This is a genomic window from Phenylobacterium sp. (assembly GCF_035569475.1).
Classification (GTDB): domain Bacteria; phylum Pseudomonadota; class Alphaproteobacteria; order Caulobacterales; family Caulobacteraceae; genus Phenylobacterium.
In genome coordinates this window covers 37,084-59,677 of the sequence record NZ_DATMNA010000078.1, presented here as the reverse complement: position 1 = coordinate 59,677, position 22,594 = coordinate 37,084, and the positions used below count along the sequence as shown (strand labels likewise).

The 22,594-nt window shown below is 71.2% G+C and carries 18 protein-coding genes and 1 pseudogene; 9 read left to right on the top strand and 10 right to left on the bottom strand.

Going from position 1 to position 22,594, the window contains the following annotated elements:
• The 4 genes from VNW53_RS12070 to VNW53_RS12055 all read right to left on the bottom strand — a co-directional run.
• A partial coding sequence (locus VNW53_RS12070; RefSeq protein WP_325555913.1) for a flavodoxin-dependent (E)-4-hydroxy-3-methylbut-2-enyl-diphosphate synthase occupies window positions 1-225 on the bottom strand: 225 nt, incomplete at its 3' end.
• A gap of 62 nt (window positions 226-287) precedes the next feature.
• The gene (locus VNW53_RS12065) at window positions 288-1,253 is read right to left on the bottom strand and encodes a helix-turn-helix domain-containing protein (RefSeq protein WP_325555912.1); all 966 of its coding nucleotides are present in this window, start codon (window positions 1,251-1,253) and stop codon (window positions 288-290) included.
• A 17-nt stretch (window positions 1,254-1,270) separates the two neighbouring features.
• Window positions 1,271-3,535 carry a phosphoenolpyruvate--protein phosphotransferase gene (gene ptsP / locus VNW53_RS12060; RefSeq protein WP_325555911.1) on the bottom strand — a complete coding sequence of 755 codons (2,265 nt, stop codon included), beginning with the start codon at window positions 3,533-3,535 and terminating at the stop codon, window positions 1,271-1,273.
• A gap of 225 nt (window positions 3,536-3,760) precedes the next feature.
• Window positions 3,761-4,168: an endonuclease domain-containing protein gene (locus VNW53_RS12055; RefSeq protein ID WP_325555910.1), complete on the bottom strand. Its 408-nt coding sequence runs from the start codon at window positions 4,166-4,168 to the stop codon at window positions 3,761-3,763.
• Between the two features lie 678 nt (window positions 4,169-4,846).
• On the opposite strand from VNW53_RS12055, the gene VNW53_RS12050 reads away from it, so the two are divergent.
• The 3 genes from VNW53_RS12050 to VNW53_RS12040 all read left to right on the top strand — a co-directional run bounded on the left by VNW53_RS12050 (window position 4,847) and on the right by VNW53_RS12040 (window position 8,497).
• Window positions 4,847-5,170, top strand: a complete 324-nt coding sequence (locus VNW53_RS12050) for a hypothetical protein (RefSeq protein WP_325555909.1) — start codon at window positions 4,847-4,849, stop codon at window positions 5,168-5,170.
• 166 nt (window positions 5,171-5,336) lie between these two features.
• A complete protein-coding gene (locus VNW53_RS12045) occupies window positions 5,337-7,070 on the top strand; it encodes an alpha/beta hydrolase (protein ID WP_325555908.1) in 1,734 nt (577 codons plus the stop codon).
• A gap of 26 nt (window positions 7,071-7,096) precedes the next feature.
• The gene (locus VNW53_RS12040; RefSeq protein ID WP_325555907.1) at window positions 7,097-8,497 is read left to right on the top strand and encodes an MFS transporter; all 1,401 of its coding nucleotides are present in this window, start codon (window positions 7,097-7,099) and stop codon (window positions 8,495-8,497) included.
• A 244-nt stretch (window positions 8,498-8,741) separates the two neighbouring features.
• Here the strand turns inward: VNW53_RS12040 and VNW53_RS12035 are convergent, their stop codons facing one another.
• Window positions 8,742-9,992 (bottom strand): aspartate kinase, encoded by a 1,251-nt coding sequence (locus VNW53_RS12035; protein ID WP_325555906.1) that lies wholly within the window; start codon window positions 9,990-9,992, stop codon window positions 8,742-8,744.
• A gap of 121 nt (window positions 9,993-10,113) precedes the next feature.
• Between VNW53_RS12035 and ubiG the strand changes: the two genes are divergently transcribed.
• The 5 genes and pseudogenes from ubiG (at window position 10,114) to VNW53_RS12010 (ending at window position 14,928) form a co-directional block, all read left to right on the top strand.
• Window positions 10,114-10,869, top strand: a complete 756-nt coding sequence (gene ubiG / locus VNW53_RS12030) for a bifunctional 2-polyprenyl-6-hydroxyphenol methylase/3-demethylubiquinol 3-O-methyltransferase UbiG (protein ID WP_325555905.1) — start codon at window positions 10,114-10,116, stop codon at window positions 10,867-10,869.
• Between the two features lie 32 nt (window positions 10,870-10,901).
• A complete protein-coding gene (locus VNW53_RS12025) occupies window positions 10,902-11,705 on the top strand; it encodes an FkbM family methyltransferase (protein ID WP_325555904.1) in 804 nt (267 codons plus the stop codon).
• 124 nt (window positions 11,706-11,829) lie between these two features.
• A pseudogene (locus VNW53_RS12020) lies at window positions 11,830-12,144 on the top strand (TolC family protein); the annotation flags it as partial.
• A 138-nt stretch (window positions 12,145-12,282) separates the two neighbouring features.
• Window positions 12,283-13,914, top strand: coding sequence for a long-chain fatty acid--CoA ligase (locus VNW53_RS12015; RefSeq protein WP_325555903.1), 1,632 nt, complete (start codon window positions 12,283-12,285; stop codon window positions 13,912-13,914).
• A gap of 81 nt (window positions 13,915-13,995) precedes the next feature.
• Window positions 13,996-14,928, top strand: a complete 933-nt coding sequence (locus tag VNW53_RS12010; protein WP_325555902.1) for an alpha/beta hydrolase — start codon at window positions 13,996-13,998, stop codon at window positions 14,926-14,928.
• Here the strand turns inward: VNW53_RS12010 and chrA are convergent.
• Window positions 14,925-16,139: a chromate efflux transporter gene (gene chrA, locus VNW53_RS12005; protein WP_325555901.1), complete on the bottom strand. Its 1,215-nt coding sequence runs from the start codon at window positions 16,137-16,139 to the stop codon at window positions 14,925-14,927. The two genes, VNW53_RS12010 and chrA, sit on opposite strands and share 4 nt — an antisense overlap.
• A 168-nt stretch (window positions 16,140-16,307) precedes the next feature.
• Between chrA and VNW53_RS12000 the strand changes: the two genes are divergently transcribed.
• On the top strand, window positions 16,308-17,393 hold the full coding sequence (locus tag VNW53_RS12000) for a Zn-dependent alcohol dehydrogenase (protein WP_325555900.1): 1,086 nt from the start codon (window positions 16,308-16,310) through the stop codon (window positions 17,391-17,393).
• Window positions 17,394-17,448: 55 nt separating this feature from the next.
• Here VNW53_RS12000 and VNW53_RS11995 read toward each other — a convergent pair whose 3' ends face one another.
• From VNW53_RS11995 to VNW53_RS11980, 4 genes are all read right to left on the bottom strand, one after another.
• A complete protein-coding gene (locus VNW53_RS11995) occupies window positions 17,449-18,255 on the bottom strand; it encodes a hypothetical protein (protein WP_325555899.1) in 807 nt (268 codons plus the stop codon).
• 27 nt (window positions 18,256-18,282) lie between these two features.
• Window positions 18,283-19,638: a M23 family metallopeptidase gene (locus tag VNW53_RS11990; RefSeq protein WP_325555898.1), complete on the bottom strand. Its 1,356-nt coding sequence runs from the start codon at window positions 19,636-19,638 to the stop codon at window positions 18,283-18,285.
• Between the two features lie 150 nt (window positions 19,639-19,788).
• Window positions 19,789-20,139, bottom strand: a complete 351-nt coding sequence (gene arsC / locus VNW53_RS11985) for an arsenate reductase (glutaredoxin) (protein WP_325555897.1) — start codon at window positions 20,137-20,139, stop codon at window positions 19,789-19,791.
• 39 nt (window positions 20,140-20,178) lie between these two features.
• A complete protein-coding gene (locus VNW53_RS11980; RefSeq protein WP_325555896.1) occupies window positions 20,179-22,563 on the bottom strand; it encodes a M20/M25/M40 family metallo-hydrolase in 2,385 nt (794 codons plus the stop codon).
• Window positions 22,564-22,594 lie beyond the last annotated feature (31 nt).

Below are 22,594 nucleotides of genomic sequence, written 5' to 3'. Positions count from 1 at the left end.
GTCGGCCCCGGCCTCCTCCAGTTGGCGGATCTGCGCGATGGTCGCCTGAGCGTCGGCGGTCAGCGTGTTGGTCATCGACTGCACCGTGATCGGCGCGTCGCCCCCCACCTCCACATCGCCCACCCGGATCTTGCGGCTCTTCCGCCGCTGGATCGCGCGCCAGGGGCGGACCGAGGTGTGGTCCTTGTGGGCGTGATCTTCAGCGAGGGAATGGGTGGCGCTCATGACAGCTCCGAAAATAGGGCCTACGGCGGCTGAACCCAAGCCGCCATCTCCGCGCAGGGGTCTTAAGGCCCGGCCGGGCCTTCGGCCAGCTTGCTGAGCGAGACCTGGGGCGCGGGCAGCACGCCCCTGGAGCGGCCGCCCACGAAGACCTGGAAACTGGCCGGCTGGGAGACATCCGCGGTCAGGCCGCCGACCTGCGGCGCCCGGAAAGCGTCGCCGGCGGCAAACTGGCGGGCGAAATAGATCTGGCCGTCCTGGCCGCGCACGATCAGCGAGGCGGGCTTCAGCGCCTGCAGGGTCACCGCCGAGGGCTGGTCCCTGGGCGCGCCATAGACCGGGCCGGTAGCGACGAACACCTGGGGCAGGGTCGCGGGGTCGACGGTGGGCGCCTCGGGCGCCAGGCCGGACCTGGGGCCCTGGACGGACTTGGGCGTCGTCACCGTGCCGTCGGGATTGATGATCGGCATGCCCGGCGTCTCATAGGGCGGCGGCGTGGTCGATTCGACCGGCGCCGGCAGGGGCGCGCCCAGGGGCACCACGGGCGGGCTGGCGACCGCCAGGGCCTTGGCCGTCGCCTGGGGCGAGGCGGTGGGCGGCGGCGGCGCGCCCGCCATCAGGGCCCGCTGGGCGATGTTCCACAGGACGATCGCCACCAGGATGACGAGCACGCCCGCGACGATCGCCACCACCCGCGGGTCGCCGCCCTCGACGACGCCCACCGGGGCGCGCAGGGGCTCGTCGAGGATCGGCTCCTCGGACTTGAAACGCTCGACCGCGATCTCGCCGTCGAGGCCCAGCGCCTCGGCGTAGGCGCGGATGTAGCCGATGGTGAAGGGCCGCGAGGGCAGGCGGTCCAGCCGCATGGCCTCGATGTCGGCCAGGTAGACGCGACGCACGCGGGTCATGTCGGCGAGTTGCTCGAGGCTCAGCTTCTTGCTCTCGCGGATGGCCTTCAGGGCCGCGCCGATGTCGCCGCCGGAGTGCAGGTCCCAGGACTCGGATCGGGGGGCGTCGCTTTCACTGGCCAAGACGCGGACGGGCTCCTCTAAACCGCCACGTAGATCTTGCGGGCCAGGGTTTCGATCTCGTTGCGCACCGAGCCGGCCCCGCTCTTCAGCAGGGCCGCGACCCCGCGGCGGGCCGCCTCGCGGTCGCAGGAGAGCACCATCTGCTTCACCGGCCCGACCCCGGCCGGCGGCATGGAGAGCCGCTCGAAGCCCAGGGCCACCAAGGCGAAGGCCTCCAGCGGCCGGCCCGCCATCTCGCCGCAGACGCTGACCGGCGTGCCGGTCTCGGCGCAGGCGCGCTGGATCTGCTCCAGGACCCGGAGCGCCGGGGGCGACAGGGGATCGTAGCGCTCGGCCATGCGCGGGTTGCCGCGGTCGGCGGCGAACAGGTACTGCATCAGGTCGTTGGTGCCGACGCTGACGAAGTCGGTCATCGGCAGCAGGGCGTCCAGGTGCCAGACCAGCGACGGCGCCTCGATCATCGCGCCCACGTCGAGGCGCGACGGCGGCTTGCGGCCGCGGCGCTCGGCCCAGGCGAGCTCGATGTCGACCAGGGCGCGGGCGGCGCGGAACTCGTCCACATTGGCGACCAGCGGGAACATGACCCGCAGCGCCCGGCCGCGCGAGGCGGCGATCAGGGCGCGAAGCTGCAGGCGCAGCAGGGCGGGCCGGTCGAGGCCCATGCGGATCGCCCGCCAGCCGAGGGCCGGATTGTCCTCCCGCTCGGCCTCCATGTAGGGCAGCACCTTGTCGCCGCCGAGGTCCAGGGTGCGGAAGGTCACCGGCAGGTCGCCGGCCGCGTCCATCACGCGGCTGTAGAGCGCGGTCTGGGCGTTGAAGCGCGGCATCTCCTCGGCGACCATGAACTGGAACTCGGTGCGGAAGAGGCCGATGCCCTCCGCGCCGGTCTCGCCCAGGATGTCGAGGTCGACGTCGAGGCCGGCGTTCATCAAGAGCGTGATCTTGGCCCCGTCGCGGGTGAAGGCCGGGGTGTCGCGCAGCCTGGCGAACTCGGCGCGCCGCTGGCGGCGCACGTCGATGCGGGCCTGGATGGCCTTCACCACGTCGGTGCGCGGGCGCAGGTAGGCCTCGCCGGTCTCGGCGTCGACGATCACCATGTCGCCTTCCGACACCCGGTCGCGCAGGCCCGAGAGGCGGCCGACGCAGGGGATGTCGAGGGCGCGGGCGACGATGGCCGCGTGGCTGGCCGCCGAGCCTTCCTCGAGGAGGAGGCCGCGCAGCCGGGTGCGGTCGTATTCCAGCAGATCGGCGGGGCCAAGGTTGCGAGCGATCAGGATGGCGTTTTCGGGCAGCTCGCGCGCTTCGTGGCCGTCGCCGGACAGGTGGCGCAGCAGGCGGTCGTTGAGGTCTTCCAGGTCGTGCAGGCGTTCGCGCAGATAGGGGTCGCGGGCCTGGCCCAGGCGGGCGCGATGCTCGGAGCGGACCCGCTCGACGGCGGCCTCGGCGGTGAGGCCGTTGCTCACCGCGTCCTGCAGGCTGCGCAGCCAGCTCTGCGAGTGGGCGAACATCCGGTAGGTGTCGAGCACCTCGAAGGAGGCGTCCACCAGGCCGGCGTTGCCTTCCAGCATCTGGTCGATCTGGGCCTGCAGGCTGTCGATGGCGGCGGCCAGGCGGGCCTCCTCGGCGGCCACGTCGTCGGAGAGCAACTGCGAGGGCGCGACCGGCGGCTCGTGGAGGACGGCCACGCCGTAGGCCAGGCCGTCGCCGAACTTGGCGCCCTTCAGCCGCTCGGGCCGGTGCGGGGCGATCTCCACGCCCTTCAGCGCCGCCTCGCCGATCAGCTCGCCGGCGGCCACCATCTCGGCCAGCACCATGGCGACGATCTGCAGGTCCTCGACCTCGTCGTCGGTGTAGACGCGGGCGGTGCGGTTCTGGACCACCAGCACGCCGATGGCGCGGCCGCCGCGCAGCAGGGGCACGCCCAGGAAGGCGTGGTAGGGGTCTTCGCCGGTTTCCGGCCGGTAGGAGAAGGCGGGGTGCTCGGGCGCGTCGGCCAGGTTCAGCGGCCGGCCGAGCTTCATGATCTCGCCAACCAGGCCCTCGCCCGGCTTCATCCGGGTCACGTGGACGGCGGCGGGGTCGAGGCCCTCGGTGGCGAACAGCTCCATGTCGCCGGCGGCGCGGCGCATGTAGAGCGAGCAGACCTCGGCGACCATGGAGCGCGCGATGATCCGCACGACCATGTCCAGGCGCGCCTGCGCCGGGCCGCCCCCTGCGAGGGCCTCCCGGATCTGCCGCAGCAGACTTCGCTGACCGCGTATGGCTACGCCGGGTTGCGCCATCCTGCCTTTCCCGTCCTCCTCACCCTATTTTCCGCTCCCTAGCAGGTTTATGTCTCTGAACGGAGACGGAAAGGGACGTTTCCACCGTTTGACGGCTTTGCCCAGCAATCGGGCGCCCAGAAATGACCTGCTCCTCTCCCAGGCGCGAGAGCGCCGTGGGAGAGGTTGGGTGAGGGCGGCGCCGGCGCCGGGACATCGCCGTCGTTGGCCCAAGGGCCTGACACCCTAGCTTCGCAACCGTCGCTCAACCCGCCGTCCGCGCTGTCGCGGATCGGTCTCCCGACAGGCGCCGAGGATGGTCCAGCACACGCCATCGAAGTCCGCCGACACTTCGCTGTTCCAGAACCGCAGCACCTGAAGGCCCCTGGCCCGGAGATAGGCGTCCCGGCGCGCATCGCGATCCGCCTGTTCCGCGTGGATGCCGCCATCGAGCTCGACCGCGATAGCGGCCTCGAGGCAGAGAAAGTCGACGATGAAAGGGCCGACCGGGACTTGGCGGCGCCACTTCCAGCCGTCCAGCCTGAGGCCCCGAAGCGCTTCCCAAAGGCGCGCTTCGCTGGTCGTCTGGCCATGCCGCAGCTGGCGCGCACGATCACGGCGCAGGTTTGAAGCCACGGAGACGATCTTGCCCATGACGACCCCCGGTCCAATGGGAGCGCCGGTGTTTTCCGCCGGCGCCGCCCTCTCCCATCCTCTCCCACGGCGCGCTCCGCGCCTGGGAGAGCAGCATCATGGAACATTTAGCGAACATCTGCCAGCTTCATCTGGCGCGGGGGCCCATGCCTGCTTTCAACCCAGGGCTGAGGTCATCCGCGCCAGCGCGGACCCGCCGTCAGGCCTGCTCCTCTCCCAGGCGCGGAGCGCGCCGTGGGAGAGGTTGGGTGAGGGCGGCGTTGGCCGTGGTCCCTGGCGCTCCCATCGGACCAGGAGCCGCCAGCGCAGTTCAGCCGCTGTTGTAACTCGCTCCAGACTTCAAGGAGCCCACCGGGTCCAACGGCAGGGCTGTCGCGGCCGCCAGCGCCGCCCTCTCCCAGCCTCTCCCACGATGCTCCGCATCTGGGAGAGGAGCGGACCGTTGGAATGTCATTTGTGAGTGGTTTGCGGTCATCTCGTACCTCCTGCTACGGTGGCAATGTGGACGCGCTCGAGCCGAATTTTCGTGAGTTCAGGGAAGGCTTGGTAGGGCTAGCCGTGAGCCATGTTTGGCGCGGTTACGGGACCGCTCTCTTCATCGAATTCGGAGAGCTTAGGCCAAGTAAGCGCACCCGTCGAAACGGCACTCCTGGCAACCCGGAAGGCCAGTTCGGCCTTATGATCGACGCGGACTGGCGCATAGAGCGCATCTCGTCAATCATATGCGGCAGCACCAGCGATGACGCTGCTCGTCAACCGACGTTGGAAGCATTGGCCGGCGGGGAAGTTAAGGGCGCATCACTGTTTGGGCGCTTGCCGGAGATCAGCATTGAACTGACAGACGGCATCTTTGTCGTTTCGTTCACGACTTCCGAAGGCGATCCAGAGTGGGCATTGGCAGATCGTCGAAATCCCGACCTCCAGCGCTGGCTTTCAGTGCGGGACGGGAACCTTCGTATCGAGGTTAGTCCGATCGCACCGGAAGCACCAATGTCCGAGTAGGGTCGAGAGTGACCCCTGGCCCTGCAACCGAAAGCGGTCGCTCGCCGATACCGCTTCCGACGATGGAGGAGGCCCCACTTGGGCGCGATGCCAAGGGAGCTTGAGCTTTGGCCGCCTCGGCCCCATCGTCCCGGCCAACAAGAACTAAGGTCCTTGGGGGGACGCCATGCTGCGGAAATGGGGCTTCTTTATCCTGGGCGTCGTCCTGATCCTGGGGGGATCGTACCTGGCCAATGCGGTGCAGACCGCCGGCGGGGTCACGCTCAGGGATGTGCGATTCGCCGGTGATCAGGGCCTGACCCAGGCCGGCATGCTCTATGTGCCGCCAGGCGTCAGCGCGGCCCATCCGGCGCCGGCGGTGCTGGTCAGCCACGGCTACATCAACACCCGCGAGATGCAGAGCCCGTTCGCCATCGAGCTGGCCCGGCGCGGATTCGTGGTGCTGGCCATGGACATGGTCGGCCACGGCTATTCCGACGGCGCGGTGGGCCAGTCGAAGGACCTGGGCGGCCCGGCGGCGCTGCGCTACCTGCAGAGCCTGCCGTTCGTCGACAAGGCGAACATCGGGCTCGAGGGTCACTCCATGGGCGGGGTGCCGATCGCCACGGCCGCCGCGGCCCAGCCGGACGGCTACAAGGCCATCGTCTTCGAGGGCTCGACCCCCGGCTTCCTGGGCGCGAAGGCGCCGGCCAAGTTCCACGACCTGGCGGTGGTGTTCGGCCAGTACGACGAGTTCGCGCCGCTGATGTGGGGCGTGCCCAAGGGCTCGGAGGTCGCCAATTCCAAGAAGCTCGCCAAGGTGTTCGGCGAGCCCTCACCGATCCTGGTGGGCAAGATCTACGGCGCGATCGCCGACGGCAGCGCCCGCGTGCTGGAGAACCCGCCGGTGACCCACCCGTGGGAGCACTTCAGCCACGCCGGCGTCGGCGGGGCGGTCGACTGGCTGCAGCAGAGCCTGGCCGGCGCGGCCCATCCCCTGCCGCCGGGCGACCAGATCTGGCTGTGGAAGGACATCGGCACCGGCCTCGGCTTCGTGGGCTTCGTCTGCCTGCTGCTGGGGACCTTCGAGGTCCTGCTGCTCACCCCGCTGTTCGCCAGCCTGAACAGGCCCGCCCAGCCGGTCGCCGAAAAGCGCGGCGGCAGGTGGTGGCTGGCCTTCGTGCTGACCGCGGCCATCCCGGCGCTGACCTTCTATCCGCTGATGAAGCTCGGCGTGCTCTTCTTCCCGATGCAGCTCTTTCCGCAGTCGATCCAGAACCAGTTGATCGTCTGGGCGCTGATCAATGCGGCGATCACCCTGGCGCTGAGCCTCGTGCTGCGCGGCGGCAAGCCGGCCTTCACCAACCACTGGGGCAAGTCGGCCGGGATCGCGGTCGCCACCATCGCGGTGGGCTACCTGGCATTGGCGGCGGTCAATGCGATCTTCAACGTCGACTTCCGCTTCTGGGTGCTGGCCCTGCACCCGCTGGACGGCCGCCATGCGGTGATGGCGATCCCCTACCTGATCCTCTGGGCGGCGTTCTTCCTGGTGGCGCTGCGGGCGCTGGCCGCCAACCTGGCGGTGAAGGGCGAGGGTTTCATGTTCCAGGCCGGCGCCTGGAAGCTGGCCATGAGCCTGGGCTTCATCGTCCTGCTGGTCGCCGAATACGCCACCCTGTTCCGCACGGGCCTGCTGCTGACGCCGACGGAGCCCCTGAACACCATCGTGGCGATCCAGTTCGTGCCGCTGCTGGCGACGGTGGGGGCGATCGCGGCGGTGACCTACCGGCGGACCAACTCCTACGTGCCGGGCGCCCTGATCTGCGCCCTGCTGCTGAGCTGGTACGTGACCGCGGGCACCGCGACCCACTGGTATCCGGGGTTCAAGCTGCCGACGCCCGGGGCGGCGCGGGCGCGGTGAGACCGGCCATCGGCTAGACTCCCCGGATGGACGAGACTGAGACCGTCCCCAACACCTGGGCGGACCTGCTGGCCGATGGGCGGCTGCCGCGGTTCGCGCTGATCTGCCTGGGCGTGTGGCTGAACGCCGCCGACAGCCTGGTCACCGCCACCATCATGCCCAGCGTCGGCGCCCAGCTCGGCGGCTACGCCTATTTTAGCTGGGCCACGGCGGGGTTCCTGGTCGGCGCGATCCTGGCCGGGGCGAGCGCGGGCCGGGTCTCGGAGATCTTCGGCCTGCGCGGGGCGACCGCCATGGCCGGGGTGATCATGACCCTGGGCTGCGTGACGAGCGCGCTGGCGCCCGACGTCGCGACCTTCCTCGCCGGGCGGCTGATCCAGGGGCTGGGCTCCGGCTGGATTTCCGGCTTCGCCATGGTGGCCATAGCGCTGCTGTTCCCCGAGCGGCACCTGGCGCGGATGTTCGCGTCCGTGAGCTTCATCTGGGGGATCGCCACGGTGCTGGGGCCGCTGTTCGGCGGCGCGGTGCTCGAGACCGGGACCTGGCGCGACGTCTTCTGGCTGTTCGCCCTGCAGGCGGCGGTGTTCAGCGCCGCCGCGCCCTTCCTGCTGCGCGGCTCGGCCAAGGCCGGCGGCGGGCCGGGCGTTCCCTGGCTGCAGCTCGCCGTACTGGGCGCGGGCGTCGCCGCCATAGCCGCAGCCGATGTGGTCAAGGCGCCGGCGCCGGCCATCGGGCTTGTCGCCGCCGGCCTGGCCGTGCTGAGCTTGGTCATCTGGATCGACCACCGGGCGAGGGTGCGGCTGCTGCCGCATCGGGCAGGGGACCTAAGGACCGTCTGCGGTTCCGGCTATTTCGCCATGTTCGCGCTGACGGCGGCCACCATGGGCTTCGCGATCTACGCCCCGCCGCTGTTGCAGACCCTTCGCGGGTTTTCGCCGCTCTGGGCCGGCTACACCATCGGGGCGGAGTCGGCGGCCTGGACCCTGGCGGCCATGCTGGTGGCTGGGGCGAGCGGGGTCTGGGACGGGCGCTGGATTCGCATCGGGACCCTGCTCCTGGTGGTGAGCCTGGCCGTCCTGGCCGCCACCATGGCCGACGGCGCCTTCGCCTGGGTGCTGCTGGGCGGGTCGCTGATGGGGGCCGCGTTCGGCTTTTCCTGGTCGTTCATGAGCCGCCGGCTCCTGGCCGCGCTCTCGGATGAGGACCGCGCCATCGGCTCCTCGGCCATCACCGCGGTGCGCCAGACCGGGGCCGCGGCCGGCTCGGCGATCAGCGGCGTGGCCGCGAACCTGGCCGGCTTCACCGGCGGGATCACGCCGCACAACGGGGCGGGCATCTCGTTCTGGGTGTTCGTCTCGGTGATCCCCCTGGCCGTCGCCGGAACCTGGGCGGCGTTCCGGCTGACCGGATCGGCGGAGAAGGCCTAGAGCTGGTCGGCATTCGCCGCCTCTCCCCCCGCGAAGCGGAGAGGGAGAGGATGAAGGAGAGGGCGGCTGGGCCGATGCGCTTCACCGGCGGCGCGGCGAGGATCGGCGACGGCGCCGCGGATCATGGCTGAACCTTCGGCGGATCATCGCTGCCCGCGCCGCCCTCTCCTTCATCCTCTCCCTTTCTTCGCTTCGCTCGGGGGAGAGGCGTCAGCCGGCGGCCGTCGGCGAAGATCGATCCGGCCTAGAGCTGGTCCAGCCCATAGGCCGCGTGCAGGGCGCGGACAGCGAGTTCGGTGTAGGCCGCGTCGATCAGGACGCTGATCTTGATCTCTGAGGTCGAGATCACCTGGATGTTGACGCCCTTCTCGGCGAGGGCCGCGAACATGGTCTTGGCGACGCCGGTGTGGCTGCGCATGCCGACCCCGATCACCGAGACCTTGGAGACCTCGTCGTTCACCTGCACGTCGTCGAAGCCGACCTGCGGCTGGGCGGCGCGGACGATCTCGACGGCGCGGGCGGCGTCGCGCTTGCCGACCGTGAACTCCATGTTGGCCGTATCCGCGGTGCGCGCGTGGCTCTGGACGATCATGTCGACGTTGACGTTGGCGTCGGCCAGCGCCCCGAAGATCGCGGAGGACACGCCGGGGTGGTCGGGCAGGCCGAAGAGGCTGATCTTCGCCTCGTCGCGGCTGTAGGCCACGCCGCTCACGATCCGCTTTTCCATGATCTCATCCTCGTCGCACACGATGGTGCCCTGACCCGGGGCTTCGCCCGGCTCCACGAAACTCGACAGCACCCGCACCGGCACGTTCTGGGCCATGGCCAGCTCGACCGAGCGGGTCTGCAGCACCTTGGCGCCGAGCGAGGCCATTTCCAGCATCTCCTCGTAGGAGATCTTGGCCAGCCGCCGAGCCTTGGCTTCGATGCGCGGGTCGGTGGTGTAGACCCCGTCCACGTCGGTGTAGATGTCGCAGCGCACGGCCTTCACCGCCGCGGCGATGGCCACCGCGCTGGTGTCCGAGCCGCCGCGGCCCAGGGTGGCGATGCGCCCGTCGCGGGTCACGCCCTGGAAGCCCGCGATCACTGCGACCTCGCCGGCGTCCATGGCCGCGATCAGCTTCTCCGGCTCGACATCGTCGATGCGGGCCCGGCCGTGGGCGTCGTCGGCGACGATCGGGATCTGCCAGCCCATCCAGGAGCGCGCGGGCACGCCCATGTTGCGGAGCGTCATGGCCAGCAGGCCCGCGGTCACCTGCTCGCCGGAGGCCACCACCACGTCATATTCGTCGTCGGACGGGGAGAGGCCCTGGGCGGCCGCGCCCGAGCCGTCGGTCCACGCGACCAGCTCGTTGGTCTTGCCGGCCATGGCCGAGACCACCACGGCCACGTGGTGGCCTGCCGCCCGCTCGGCGTTCACCAGGCGCGCCACGCGGCGGATACGCTCAAGGTCGGCCACCGACGTGCCGCCGAATTTCATCACCAGCCGGGACATGGGTCTAGGGGTCGGGCCTTGTTGCCGCGCTTGCGGAAGGGGGAGGCTAATAGCGGCGGCGGATCGGCCTCGCAACGCCTTCGCGCCTTCGTTTTGCGATGCAGGCGCGCTATGGGGAGGCATGGCTTCGCAAGCGCAAGCGCGATCAAGCATCGATCCTGCCGAGGTTGAGCGGTTCTCGAGGATCGCCGCCGAATGGTGGGACCCGAAGGGCAAGTTCGCGCCCCTGCACAGGTTCAACCCGACGCGGCTCAGCTTCATCCGCGACCAGGCCCTGCACCGGTTCGGCCGGGACCCCGCGGCGCGCCGGCCGTTCGAGGGCCTGCGGCTGCTGGACATCGGCTGCGGCGGGGGCCTGCTCTCGGAGCCCATGACGCGGCTGGGGTTCGCGGTGGTGGGCGTCGACGCCTCGGAGCGCAACATCGGCACGGCGGGCGCGCACGCCGCGGAGCAGGGGCTTTCCATCGACTACCGCTGTTCGACCGCCGAGGCCCTGCTGGCGGCGGGCGAGACCTTCGACGTGATCCTCAACATGGAGGTGATCGAGCACGTGGCCGACCCGGGGCAGTTCCTGCGCGACTGCGGGCGCATGCTGGCGCCCGGCGGGATGATGATCGTGGCGACGCTGAACCGCACGCTGAAGGCCTTCGCCCTGGCCAAGGTGGGGGCGGAATATGTCCTGCGCTGGCTCCCGGCCGGCACCCACGACTGGTCGAAGTTCCTGAAGCCCGACGAACTGCGCGGCTTCCTGGCGGGCGAGCCCCTGGCGGTGGACGGGCCCTTCGGCGTGGTCTTCGACCCGCTCAGCGGCCGCTGGAGCCAGGGCCACGACGCGGATGTGAACTACATGATGACCGTGGCCCGCGACCGGGCCTAAGAACGGTCATGGTGGTGTGTCAGGACGAGTAGATGCCTTCGTTTCGCGTGTTGGGGCACGCCTTCCGAGCCTGGCGGCGCAATGTGAAGTGGCGCAAGCACGAGCCGGAGACGCCATACCTCGCCGATCTCCTGACCGGGGCGCCGGTGTGCCTGCACGTGGGCGCCAGCGACGGGCGCCATTCCTATGTCATGACCCAGGTGGCCCCCAAGGCCACCATCTACGCCTTCGAGCCCTCGGCCTTTTCGCTCGCGGTGCTGAAGCTGACCCTGGCCTGGCACCGGATCGGCGACCGCGTGACGCCGGTGAACGCCGCGGTCGGCGACAAGGCCGGCGAGATGCTGCTGGTGACGCCGCGCAAACTCACCGGGCGCATGGGCCGCGCCTACGCCTTCGTCGCCGACCAGGCCCCTGACGGCGAGGCCCGGCCCGACCTGCAGGACACCGGGTCGGAGACCCAGCGGACCCAGGTGGTGACCATCGACGGCTTCTGCGCCGAACGCGGGATCGGCTGCATCGACTTCATCCGCATGGACATCGAGGGCGCGGAGCTGATGGCCCTGCAAGGCGCCGCGGGCGTCATCGACCGCGACCGGCCCACCGTGATGGTGGAGATCCATCCCCAGATGCTGACCGCCCGCTTCGGCGGCACGGCGGAGCAGGTGGTGGCCTTCTTCCGCGGCCGCGGGTACCGCATGTTCGCCCTCAACGGCAACCGGCTGGAGGAACGCTTCGACGCCGCCAGCGACCGGCCCTGGAAGGACTACTTCTTCATCCACCCGGCCCGCGCCGCGAGCCTCCCCGACGGGGTGTTCAAGGCCCGGATGGCGGCCTAGCCGCGTCCCGGCTGGCGTCGACGCTGTCGGGGCCCTCAAATCTCACCCGCGGCCTGCGTGTTTCCGTTTGACGCGAAGCGGTCCGATTCAAGCCACCTGGGGCGCGGCATAGGTCAGCGTCTCCTACGCCCTCGACGTCTTCGGCCTGACGCGCCGCACCGTGGAAACCGCCAAGGCGCAGGATCAGGCGGTCCGTTTCCAGATGATCGCGGCGCACCTGACGCTGACCAGCAATGTGGTGGTCGCCGCGATCCAGGCTGCAGCCGTGCAGACCCAGATCGACGCCGCGCGCCAGCTGATCGATATCGACACCAAGAGCGTCGAGATCCTGAGGCACCAGCAGGCCAAGGGCTATGCGAACCGGATCGACGTCGCCGCCCAGGAAGCCCAGCTCGCCCAGGTCACGGCGACGCTGCCGCCGCCCCTGAAGCAGGTCTGACCCGACGCCCTGGCCGACCCCTTTCCGTGTTTTCCCCGGTTGGCGACGACTGAGTCGATCGTGTGGTTCGCGTGGTTCGTGGACCTTTTCAACCGCTCCCCCTAGCCTTGCGCGCAAGACCAGAACGGAGCCTCGCCCATGCAAGCGCTGATGATGGACCGGGCGCTGACGCTGCCTTCGATCCTGGAATATGCGGCCCAGTACCATCCGGAGCGCCAGGTGGTAGACCGCACGGTGGAGGGGCCGATCCACCGCTACGGCTACGCCGAGGCGCTGAAGCGCACCAAGCGGATGGCAAACGCTCTGATCGCCATGGGCGTGCAGCCGGGAGACCGGGTGGCGACGCTGGCGTGGTCGACGCACCGGCATTTCGAGCTCTATTTCGCGGTCACGGGGATCGGGGCGATCCTGCACACCATCAATCCGCGGCTGCATTCGGACCAGATCGTCTGGGTGGCCAACCACGCCGAGGACAGCTTCCTGTTCTTCGACATCAGCTTCGCCGGTCAGGTGGCGGAGTTGCAGGACCGGATGCCGCTGGTGAGGCGCCTCGTAGCGATGACGGACGCCGAGCATCTGCCCAGCGACGCGCCGGGCGAGGCCCTGGTCTACGAGGACCTGATCGCGGCGAATTCGGAAGAGTTCGAGTGGCCGGAGATCGACGAGCGGCAGGCCTCGGGGCTTTGCTACACCTCCGGCACGACGGGGAACCCGAAGGGGGTGCTCTATTCGCACCGCTCGACGGTGCTGCACGCCATGGCGCTGGGCCTGCCGGACGCCTTCAACTTCTCGGCGCGCGACGTGGTGATGCCCTGCGCCCAGATGTACCACGCCAACGCCTGGTGCACGCCCTACGCCGCCCCGCTGGTGGGCGCGACTCTGGTGCTGCCGGGCCGGGCGCTGGATGGGGCCTCCATCGCCGAGTTGATCGAGGCCGAGGGCGTGACGTTCCTGCTTGGCGTGCCGACCATCTGGGTGGGCGTGGCCGACCATCTGGACCAGACCGGCGGACGCCTGACCTCGGTGAAGACCATCGCCATCGGCGGCTCGGCGCCCACCGCGGCCCTGGTCAGCCGCATCGAGCACCGGCTGGGCGGCCAGGTGCGCCAGATCTGGGGTATGACCGAAACGTCGCCGCTTGGCGTCATCAACACGCCCCTGCCCGAGCACGCCGGCGAGGACGAGGCGGCCAGCCTGCAGCGCAAGCTGAAGCAGGGCCGGGGCCTCTGGGGCGTCGACCTGCGCATCATCGGCGAGGACGATGTGGAGCTGCCCCGCGATGGCCGCAGCGCCGGGCGGCTGCAGGTGAGGGGGCCGTGGGTTTCGTCGGCCTATTTCAAGCACGACGGGGGCGAGGTCTTCACCGCCGACGGCTGGTTCGACACCGGCGACATCGCCACCCTCGATGGGGCCGGCTACCTGCGCCTCACCGACCGGGCCAAGGACGTCATCAAGTCCGGCGGGGAGTGGATCTCGACGCTCGACCTGGAGGACGCGGTCTGCTCGCACCCGGCGGTGGCCATGGCCGCGGCGGTGGGCGTGCCGCACCCCAAGTGGGACGAGCGGCCGCTGCTGCTGGTGACGCTCCGCCCCGGCCAGACGGCGGACCCCGAGGAGCTGAAGGCCCATGTCGCCGCCCGGGTCGCCAAATGGTGGACGCCGGACGAGGTGCGGATCGTCGAGGCCCTGCCGATCGGGCCCACCGGCAAGGTCCTGAAACGCGAATTGCGTGACCGGCTCGCCACACAGCCTCACCTTACAGCGAGTTGAGATGAATGGCGCCGAACCAACCCTTTAAGCGGACGTTGCAAATTCCCAGGTGACACTACGTCATCTGAGGAGGCCGGCGGCGTGGCGCGCAAGAGACCAAAGGGGTTGCTGGCGATGGGGTGGGCCTCCATCGAGAGCGCCGTCGCCGGTCGCAGCGAGCACGCGCCGACCTCCGACAGCTATCCCGACACCGTCGTGCGCCGCACCAGCTTCGCCGCCGGCGGCGGCCTGGGCTGGCGGATCTCGGCGCTGGAGACCCCGCGCGCCGCGCCCCCGCCGTGGAAGATCGTGGTGATCACCGGCGCGCCCTCCTGGGCCGAATACTGGGCCGAGACCCTGGCCGAGCTGCCCGCCGACCGCGAGATGATCGTCGTCGACCGCCCGGGCTATGGCGTGTCCGAGCCGCACGAGCCGGTCACCGACATCCGCACCCAGGCCCAGGCGCTGGCGCCCCTGCTCACCGCCGCGCGCGGACAGCGGGTGATGCTGGTGGGCCAGAGCTACGGCGCGGCGATCGCGTCGCTGATGGCCGAGGCCCATCCGGGCAAGGTGGAAAGCCTGGTGCTGCTCTCCGGCTTCTTCGGCGAGCCCGGGCCCACGTCGCGCTGGCTGCTGGACGTGGGCTCCAAGGCGCTCAAGCTGATCCCGCGCGACCTGCGCCACGCCGTCGTCGAGTGCACGGGCCAGCGGCCGCAGCTCGCCTACGCCAAGCGCGCGCTCGCCAGGCTCTCGATCCCGATCCACATGATCCACGGCGACAAGGACGACTTCGCCCCCATCGAGGCGGCCGAGCGGCTGGCCGCCGAGACGGTGACGCGCCGGCCGATCAACTTCGTCCGCACGCCGGGCGCCAACCATTTCCTGAACGACGGCCCCGCCGACCAGTTGATCGCCGCGCTCGAGGCCTGCATCCCGTCGCGCCGCCGCTGGACCTTCCGCTGGCCGACCCTGGCCGACCTCAACCTGCCCCGCGCCCTGGGCCTCGGCGCAGCGCGCCCGGCGGCCGGAGCCTAGCGCGCGAAGAGCCCGATCACGGCCGCGAAGCCGATCACCACCAGCCAGGGCGGCAGCTTGGCGACGGCCAGGAAGACATAGGCGCCCGCCGCCAGGGCCCAGTCGCTGGGCCGCCGCACCGCGGTCATCAGCACGGGATTCCACAGGGCCGCGGCCAGCACCCCGACCACGACCGCATTGACGCCCGCGAGCGCGCCGCGCGCCGCAGGCTGGGCCTTTAGCCGATCCCAGAACGGCAGGACGCCGACCACCAGCAGGAGGCTCGGCAGGAAGATGGCGGCCAGCGCCACCAGCCCGCCGCGCCAGCCGCCCGGCGCCACCTGCTGGGCCGCGCCGACGAAGCCCGCGAAGCTGAATAGCGGGCCAGGCAGGGCCTGCACCGCGCCATAGCCGCCCAGGAAGGTGTCCTGGTCGAGCCAGCCCCGACCGACGATCTCGCTCTGCAGCAGGGGGAGGACCACGTGGCCGCCGCCGAACACCAGGGCGCCGGTGCGGTAGAAGACGCTGGCGAGGCCCAGGCTCGGGCTGTCCAGCCAGACGGCCAGGAACGGCAGCAGGCCCAGCAGCAGGACGAAGACCGCCAGGGCGCCGCCGGAAACGACGGGGGGGATCTCCTGGGTCGCCGGATCATCCGGCTCGGCGGCGCCCGGCTCGCGCAGCAGGGCCATGCCGAACAGGCCGCCGGCGATCAGGGCCAGGATCTGCGGCGCCGGCCCGGGGGCCAGCAACAGCCCGGCGGTGGCCCCCAGCGCGATGCCTGCCCGGATCGGCCCGACCGCCAGGGTGCGGGCCATGGCGACAAGGGCGTTCAGCACCACCGCCGCGGCGGCGAGCTGCAAGCCGTGCAGCACTCCATCGCCCCAGCCGGCGGCGAGTTGCGGCGCCAGGTAAGCGAGCGCGATCATCGCCACACCCGCCGGCAGGGTGAAGCCGATCCAGGCGGCGATCAGGCCCGCATAGCCGGCGCGGCGCAGGCCGATGGCCATGCCGAGCTGGCTCGAGGCGGGACCGGGCAGGAACTGGGCCAGCGCCAGCAGGTCGGCGAACGCCCCCTCCGAGAGCCAGGCGCGGCGCTCCACGAACTCGCGCCGGAAATAGCCGATGTGCGCCACCGGCCCGCCGAAGGCGGTGAGGCCCTGGACCAGGAAGGCCTGGAAGACTTCCGCGGCCGGGCTGGGCCCTGCGCGGCTGAGCGGCGGCGTTTCGTCCATCGGCTCCTGTCTTGCGGCCCCCAGGTCGGGCTGTCGATTCCTTTAGGCGAGGAGAGGTGGCGTTTTGGGCGCGGTTGGGGCGAAAGCCCTTGGCCGGCCCATCTGATCGGCGATAAGGCTTTTCGCCGAAGGCCCCCGGACAGTTGGGCCAATCCTGAAGGGAACGCGATGAAGGCCGCCGTGCTGCGCGAAGTGGGCAAGCCGCTTCAGATCGAGCAAGTCCAGATCAACAAGCCCGGCCCGCACGAGGTGCTGATCCGCACGGCGGCCGCCGGCCTCTGCCACTCCGACCTGCACTTCATGCAGGGCTCCTATCCGCACCCGCTGCCGGCCGTCCTCGGCCACGAGAGCGCCGGGGTCGTCGAGCAGGTGGGCTCCGAGGTCCGCACCGTGAAGCCGGGCGACCACGTGATCACCTGCCTGTCGGCCTTCTGCGGCCACTGCGAGTTCTGCCTGACCGGCCACATGAGCCTGTGCGTCTCGCCGGAGACCAAGCGCGGCAAGGACGACGAGCCCCGGCTGTCGGCCCCCAACGGCCCGATGATGCAGTTCCTGAACCTGTCGTCCTTCGCCGAGCAGATGCTGATCCACGAGCACGCCTGCGTGGCGATCCGCCCGGACATGCCGCTGGACCGCGCGGCGCTGATCGGCTGTTCGGTGACCACCGGCGTGGGCGCGGCGATCCACACCTCGAACGTGCGGCCCGGCGAGACGGTGGCGGTGATCGGCTGCGGCGGCGTGGGCCTCTCGGCGATCAACGGCGCGGCGATCGCGGGCGCCAGCCGCATCTTCGCCATCGACACGGTCGCCTCGAAGGGCAACCTGGCCATGGAATTCGGGGCCACCGACTTCATCAACGCCTCCGAGGTGGACTCGGTGAAGGAAGTGATCGAGGCCACCAAGGGCGGCGTGCACCACGCCTTCGAAGCCATCGGCCTGGCGAAGACCGCCGAGCAGGCCTTCGGCATGCTTCGCCGGGGCGGCACGGCCAACATCATCGGCATGATCCCGGTCGGCCAGATGGTCTCGATCATGGGCGCGGCCTTCCTCGGCGAGAAGAAGCTGCAGGGCTCGCTGATGGGCTCCAACCGCTTCCCCGTCGACATGCCGCGGTTCGTGGACTTCTACATGTCCGGCAAGCTGAAGCTCGACCAGATGATCTCCCAGCGCATCAAGCTGGAGGACGTCAACGAGGGCTTCGAGGAGATGAAGAAGGGCGAATTGGCGCGGTCGGTGATCGTCTTCGACGCCTAGGAAGCCGCAAGGCGGCTTTACGCGTGGACAATTTCTTCGATCGCGCCGCGTCGCCTTAAGCCTTCGGCGTCATCACCAGCCACGGCGTTGGGCGGGCGCGCCATTCCCAGACGGCCAGCAACTGGTCCAGGTGCGGCAACTCGGCCAGCCAGGGGGGCATGTCGAAGACCTTCGGCGCCTGTTCGACGCGGACGATGTCGTGGGTCGGGGCGAAGCGCTCGCGCATGATGGCCAGGGCGCCCGGCCGGTAGAGGTCGTGGGTCTCGACGATGACGTTCATGCCGGCGAGCGCCGGGCTCAGCGCCGGCTGCAGGATGTCGACCTCGGCGCCCTCGGTGTCGACCATGACCAGGGCGCGGCGCCCGGCGAAGGCCTCGAAGCCGTCGGGGGCGAATTCGCCGCCGACGATCACCCGGTCGGCGACGCCGTTCAGCGCCGCCAGCTCGGCGCACTTGGCCCGAGCCTTCTCGTCGGTGTCGTAGGCGTAGACGGTGACCCCGGGCATGGCCCGCGCCAGGCCCACGGCGTAGTAGCCCTCGGCGCAGCCCACATCGATCACGCAGTCGAGCCCGCCGGCCTCGATCGCCGCCAGGTGGGGGTGCAGCTCGCTCTCATAGGTCCCCAGCAGGCGCGGGATCAGGGCGCCCTCGGCGGCGGTGTCCAGGTACTGCATGCCCGCGAACGGGCCGCCGGCGATGACCGCGCCATGGTGGTGGACGAAGGTGTTGGCCAGGACCCGCGAGCGCCAGCGGCCGAGCATCCGCATCAGCTCGTTGAGGTCGTCGACCTCCGCCCCGTCGGGCCAGGCCTGGGAGGCTTCCCGCGCCAGCGTCGCGTAGTGGATCGTCAGTTTCGAGGCCATCGCCTCCTCCCAACGGCCAAGCTCGGTTCAGCGTTGCAGGCGCACCGGTTCGCGGCTGGTGTCGGCCACGGCGAGCGCGCGGGGCGCGCCATGGGTGAGCAGGGCGTCGATGTGCGCCTTCTGGTCCCGGAACCGGGCGAGGTCGCCGCCGGCCAGCACCGTGCCCTGCGGCACCTTGGCGCCGATCGGGTTCACCCGCTGGCCGTTCTTCCAGATCTCGTAGTGCAGGTGCGGGCCGGTCGCGAGGCCCGTGGCGCCGACGTAGGCCACCACCTGGCCCTGATGGACGTGGACGCCCGGATGGATGCCCGCGGCGTAGCGGGAGATGTGGCCGTAGCCGGTGTCCCAGCCTTCCGAATGGCGGATGCGCAGCCAATTGCCATAGCCGCCCCAGGGACCGGCCTGGGCCACCACGCCGTCGCCGGCGGCCAGGATCGGCGTGCCGGTCCCGGCCCCGAAGTCGATGCCCTGGTGGGCGCGAGTATAGCCCAGCACGGGATGCTTGCGCATGCCGAACAGCGAGGTGATGTGCGCGCCGTCGACCGGGGTGCGCAGCAGGAAGCCTTTGATGTTCTTGCCGAACTCGTCGAAATATTCGACGTCGTTCCCGCGGGCGAAGCGGTAGAATTTCACGCCGTGCAGTTCGGCGTATTGCAGGTCGCCGGCCTCGACCGTGCGGCCGGCCTCGGTGACCTTGCGGTCGAAGACCAGCTTGAAGGCGTCGCCGGGCTGGATGTCGCGCTGGAAGTCGAGGCGGTGGGCGAACAGCTTGGCCACCTCGGCGGTGATCGCGGGCGTGGCCCCGATGCGCTGGGCGCTCTCGTAGAGGGAGCCCTCGATGGCGCCGTCGGCCACGGCGGTCTCGTCGCGCAGCTTCTCGTCCAGCTCGCGCAGGCGCAGCGCCCCGTCGAAGCTGCGCGAGATGGTGATGGCGCTGGCCGGGCCGGTGCGCAGGGACAGCCCGATCAGGCGGGCTTCGCCGCGTTCGGCGCCCGCGGCGCGGGGCTGGGCGATGGCCGCGTCGATCGCCATGCCGGCCTTCAGATGGACGGTGTCCATGGCCTTGGACAGCATGGCTACTGCGAGCTGGGCTTCGGCGGGGCCGACGCCGGCGCGGCGAACCGCGGCCTCGAGCGTCTCCCCGCGCTGAAGCTTGACCGGCACCTGCTGCGGCGCGGTCAGCCCCGGCTGGGCCTCGGCGTGGGCGAAGGCGGCGTTCTGCAGGGCCGCGAGGGCGGCAGGCCCGGGCGGCGCCGGCGGGTTCGGCGCGCGGTGGGTGACGGCGACGCCCGCGCCGACCGCCAGGCCGACGGCGGCGGCCGCGCCGGCCCACAGGTAAGGCGCCCGGCCAACTGCGGCCCGCCGCGGATCCAGAAGTCGCATCTTGCCCCCAGGCTGCCGCAGGTTTGGTAAAGGCTGCGGCTCACAAAGCCAAGTTCCCGACGAGGCGCCAGGAGCGGCAGTGTCGGCGGCGGAAAGATGGCGCCCGGCCGGCGTGTCGACCGAACGGGTCGATTTGCCGCGCGGCGCAGCTCAGAGCAGCGTCAGCACCAGGTCGGCCGGGCGGCACAGGGCCGCGCCCTTGGGCGTGACCACGATGGGCCGCTCGACCAGCGCCGGATCGAGGATCATGGCCGCGATCAGCGCCGCATCCGAGGCGTTGGGGTCGGTGAGGCCCAGTTCGTGCGCCTGGGTGCCACGCACCCGCAGCACCTCGTGCGCCGACCTGCCGAGCTGCGCCAGCAGGCCCTCGAGCTGCGGCTTGGTCCAGCCGACCTTGAGGTACTCGACGACCGTCGGCTCGACCCCGCGCTCGCGCAGCAGGGCCAGGGTGTTGCGGGAGGTCCCGCAATTGGGGTTGTGGTAGATGGTGGCGTCGCTCATGGCCGGCGGCTTAGCGCGCCGGCGGCGTGAGGAAAAGCGTCACCAGGCAAGGCGGCGCACGCCTTCGAAGACGGTGGAGTCCGACACGTCGAACGGCATCACATTGGCCGGGCGCGGCGGCAGCGGCGGGACCCCGGCCGGCCATTGCTCCAGGGTGGCGCTGTACGCCGCGGTCAGTTTGCCGGGGCCGCCGGGGCGGATCACGAGGTCGTACCCGGGCTGGGCGGAGGTCCACCGCACGAAGGTCGGGGCGCCGGGCTTCATGGGCATCCGCAGGCTCGCGCCGCCGATCCCGGTGATCGTGGCGGCGGTGTCGGGGGTCAGCTTCAGGTCCAGGACCCGCACGCCCGGCGGCGGCTGGACGTGCAGGCGAAGCTGGCCGTCGGGGTCCTTGGCCAGGGTGATCTGCGGGGCGGGCGCCTCGACGTAGGCGGCCGGGGCCGCGTCCATGGGCGCGCCGCGGCGTCCGCCCGGGTGCTTGCCGATGGCCCCGCCGCCGCCCTTGAGCGCCGCCGCCGACCAGGCCGGAAGGTCCGGGGTGGAGCTGACCCGCCAGCCCTTGCGGGCGTCCTGGTCGACCTCATAGGCCACCGCCGTCGCCTGCGGATGGCGTGCGTCATAGGGATGGTTCAGGCGCACCGACAGCGTCACCGCCAGGCCGGCGAGGATCAGGACCAGGCCGAACAGGCGGGCCGGCGGCGCCCCTTCCTCGGTCTGGGCCAGGGGCCAGGCGGCCATGGCGGCGATCAGCAGGGCCGGCGCCAGCAGCTCCGGGAGGTCAAGGCTGAGGTAGGCGGGGTGCGCGAAGTCCGCGGCGAAGGCCAGTCCCACCGCGGCGAACAGCGCCAGCACGACGAGGGAGCCGCCCCCGCGATGCGCGCCGACGGCGGTCAGGCCCGCGGCGAGGGCCGCCAGCGCCAGGGGCCAGGCGATCAGGAAGGCGGCCGGCGGCGCGGCGGCCTGGGCGGCGATGGCCAGCGCCAGGCCGGCCAGGAGGACGCCCGCCCAGGCGCCGGGGCGGCTCACCGGCCGGCCATAGGCGCCGAGCGCCAGCACCGCGCCGGCGCAGCCTTCGACCAGGGCGATCTTGTCGAAGCCCCCGAACAGGCAACTGCCCAGGCCCGCGGCGAGCGGCAGCAGGGCGACGAGGCGCCGGCCGCGGGCGAGCTCGGCGGCGGCCAGCAGCAGGACGCCGACGCCCAGCAGGAACAGCGCGGCCTCCCAACGCGGCGCCTGGGCCAGCAGGAACCGCTGCTCCAGGAATCCCGTGGAGGCGCCGGTCGCCTTGCGGGCGAGGTGCAGCACGGCGGCGGCGGTCGCCAGCACGAACAGGGCCGCGCCCGCGCCGCGCGCCAGGTCGAGCCAGGGGAAGGCCTGCACGCGCCGCGCCCGGGTGACGCCCCAGGCCAGCAACGCCGCCGCGCCGGCCAACACCGCCCAGCCCGCCGCCGGCGGATAGGACAGGGTCAGGCCGCCGGGGGTCTGGCCATAGACCCGGTCCGGCGCGCGCGCCGGAAGGGTCGGCGAAAAGGCCACGGCCGCGGCCGGCCCAAGCACCTGGTCGCCCATGTCCTGCAGCGTCCCGCGGTCCTGGGTCGCCGGCGTCGACGAAGGCGAGTGATAGTCGAACTGACGGCCGACGAAGGCGTAGTTCAGGCCCGGAACTCCAGCCCGCCGGGAGACCGTGAAGTCGGTGTCGTTGGGCATGCGCTGGTAGACGAAGCCGGTCAGCGACGTGCCGACGGGCCGGGTGGCGGAGGCGGCCATCAACTGGACCGCGCCGCCGTTGTCGGGGGCGGTCTGGAACATCTGCACCCGGCCGGCGGAGCCGCGGGATTCCATGTTGATGACGAAGCCCACGTGGCCGGCCAGGGGATCGGTGCGGAAGAAGGCGTCCGCGCCCAGCAGGCCCGCCTCTTCGCCGTCGGTGATCAGGACGATGACGTCGCGGGCGGGCGGGCCGCGGGTCTTCAGGGCGCGCACCACCTCCAGGGCGGAGGCGACGCCCGCCGCGTCGTCCGAGGCCCCGGTGGAGGCCGGGACGCTGTCGTAGTGGGCCATCAGCGCCAGGGCCGGCAGGCCGCGGTCACGGCCGGGCAGGACCCCCACGACGTTCTCGACATAGCCGCCCAGCAGCACATCCGGCGCGAACTTCGGCCGCTCGACGCCGGAGCCCTTGTGGACCTGCGGCGCGAGGCCGAGGTCGGTCATGCGGCGGATCACGGCGTCGCGGGCCGCGTCGTGGGCGGGTGAGCCCAGGGGGTGCGGAACCGAGGCGATGGCCGTCACGTCGGCCATGGCGCGCTCGGCGGAGAACGCCGTCGCCGGGGCCCCGCGCGGCGCCGGTTCCGGCGGCCGGGCGTCGGCCCAGGCGATCAGCGCCGCCGCGATCAAGGCGGCGGCCAGGGCAAGCAGTCGTCCCAAGAGCGTCCCTCCCGACGCGATTTTGCGCCGA

Bases quoted from the DNA above. Each gene is read 5' to 3' on its own strand.
- ptsP (WP_325555911.1), bottom strand. From the start codon at position 3,535: ATGGCGCAACCCGGCGTAGCCATACGCGGTCAGCGAAGTCTGCTGCGG.
- VNW53_RS12055 (WP_325555910.1), bottom strand. From the start codon at position 4,168: ATGGGCAAGATCGTCTCCGTGGCTTCAAACCTGCGCCGTGATCGTGCG.
- VNW53_RS12050 (WP_325555909.1), top strand. From the start codon at position 4,847: ATGATCGACGCGGACTGGCGCATAGAGCGCATCTCGTCAATCATATGC.
- VNW53_RS12045 (WP_325555908.1), top strand. From the start codon at position 5,337: ATGCTGCGGAAATGGGGCTTCTTTATCCTGGGCGTCGTCCTGATCCTG.
- VNW53_RS12040 (WP_325555907.1), top strand. From the start codon at position 7,097: ATGGACGAGACTGAGACCGTCCCCAACACCTGGGCGGACCTGCTGGCC.
- VNW53_RS12035 (WP_325555906.1), bottom strand. From the start codon at position 9,992: ATGTCCCGGCTGGTGATGAAATTCGGCGGCACGTCGGTGGCCGACCTT.
- ubiG (WP_325555905.1), top strand. From the start codon at position 10,114: ATGGCTTCGCAAGCGCAAGCGCGATCAAGCATCGATCCTGCCGAGGTT.
- VNW53_RS12025 (WP_325555904.1), top strand. From the start codon at position 10,902: ATGCCTTCGTTTCGCGTGTTGGGGCACGCCTTCCGAGCCTGGCGGCGC.
- VNW53_RS12015 (WP_325555903.1), top strand. From the start codon at position 12,283: ATGCAAGCGCTGATGATGGACCGGGCGCTGACGCTGCCTTCGATCCTG.
- chrA (WP_325555901.1), bottom strand. From the start codon at position 16,139: ATGGACGAAACGCCGCCGCTCAGCCGCGCAGGGCCCAGCCCGGCCGCG.
- VNW53_RS12000 (WP_325555900.1), top strand. From the start codon at position 16,308: ATGAAGGCCGCCGTGCTGCGCGAAGTGGGCAAGCCGCTTCAGATCGAG.
- VNW53_RS11995 (WP_325555899.1), bottom strand. From the start codon at position 18,255: ATGGCCTCGAAACTGACGATCCACTACGCGACGCTGGCGCGGGAAGCC.
- VNW53_RS11990 (WP_325555898.1), bottom strand. From the start codon at position 19,638: ATGCGACTTCTGGATCCGCGGCGGGCCGCAGTTGGCCGGGCGCCTTAC.
- arsC (WP_325555897.1), bottom strand. From the start codon at position 20,139: ATGAGCGACGCCACCATCTACCACAACCCCAATTGCGGGACCTCCCGC.